Here is a 980-nt window from a genome sequence, read left to right as displayed (position 1 = left end):
GTCCTACGGCATCGTCGCCGGCTGGGGCAAATACCTGCGCGACGTCGCGATCACCGGCAACGTGATCCGCAAGGCGCTGGCCGGAATCGGCGTCTCCGTGGTGCCGGGCGCCGGCACCGCGCTCGTCAACAACAACATGATCTCGGAGACGCCGCGCGGCGCCGTGGTCGGCCTCGATCACGCGCGCGCGGTGACGGCGGATCTGTCGGCGGACGGCGCACAGCGCTTTGCGCAGGTGGTGATCGGCGGGAACGCGGTGCGGCGGTAGGACATACTCGGTGTCGTCCTGGACAAGCGAAGCGCAGATCCAGGATCCATAACCACAGGATGGGGTTATGTGGGCGGTACCGGCCGCATCGTCCTATTGAAATATCCCGCGGTATGGGTCCTGGCGTTCGCCAGGACGACGGCGGCGCGTTCGGCCGGGGCCAGAGCTTCAGAAGCTAGAACGTATTCCGCAGCAGCGGGTACTTCGCCTCGATGCCGTCGAGGCTGAGGGTGAATTCGACGACGCGCTCGGGGGCGGCGACGATTTCGGCGGCGGGTGGGGCGAACTGCGGCAGAAGCATTGCCATCGCAGCAGGCGCCGCGGGCGGTGCCATCGCGGCAGGCGCAGCGAGCGGCGCGAGCGGGGCTTCGGTCACCTCGGCGAGAACATTCGGCGTCGGGGCGAGCTTGACCGGCACGGCGGTCTCGGGGGCGATGTGGACGGCCTTCGGCTGCAACATCTTGGGCTGCACGGTCTGCGCCTGCTGCTCACGCGGAAACACGCGGGGCATCGTCGCCGGCGACCAGCCGAATGCGGAGGTGACGCTTGCGGCCGCCGCGGCGACGTCCCCGCCGGTGGCGATGGCGCGCCAGGTCTGGACGGCGCGCTTGGCTTCCTGGATGTTTTCGAGGAATGCGATCTCGGAATGATAGCGGCGCCAGCGTCCGGTCTCGAACATTTCGGAGAGATGCTCGAGCCGCTGTTCGGCGAG

Annotated in this window: 2 protein-coding genes; one reads left to right on the top strand and one right to left on the bottom strand. The window is 68.5% G+C overall.

Annotation, left to right across the window (positions count from 1 at the left end; all coding sequences use genetic code 11):
• The coding region (locus AC1D00_RS42795; RefSeq protein ID WP_477014876.1) for a TIGR03808 family TAT-translocated repetitive protein at positions 1-268 on the top strand (268 nt) is incomplete at its 5' end.
• A gap of 175 nt (positions 269-443) precedes the next feature.
• Here AC1D00_RS42795 and AC1D00_RS42790 read toward each other — a convergent pair.
• The coding region (locus AC1D00_RS42790; RefSeq protein ID WP_477014875.1) for a TIGR03809 family protein at positions 444-980 on the bottom strand (537 nt) is incomplete at its 5' end.

The organism is Bradyrhizobium sp. P2_E8 (assembly GCF_056403875.1).
Note: the sequence above shows the minus strand (reverse complement) of the source record. Positions and strands in the feature narration are given on the sequence as shown.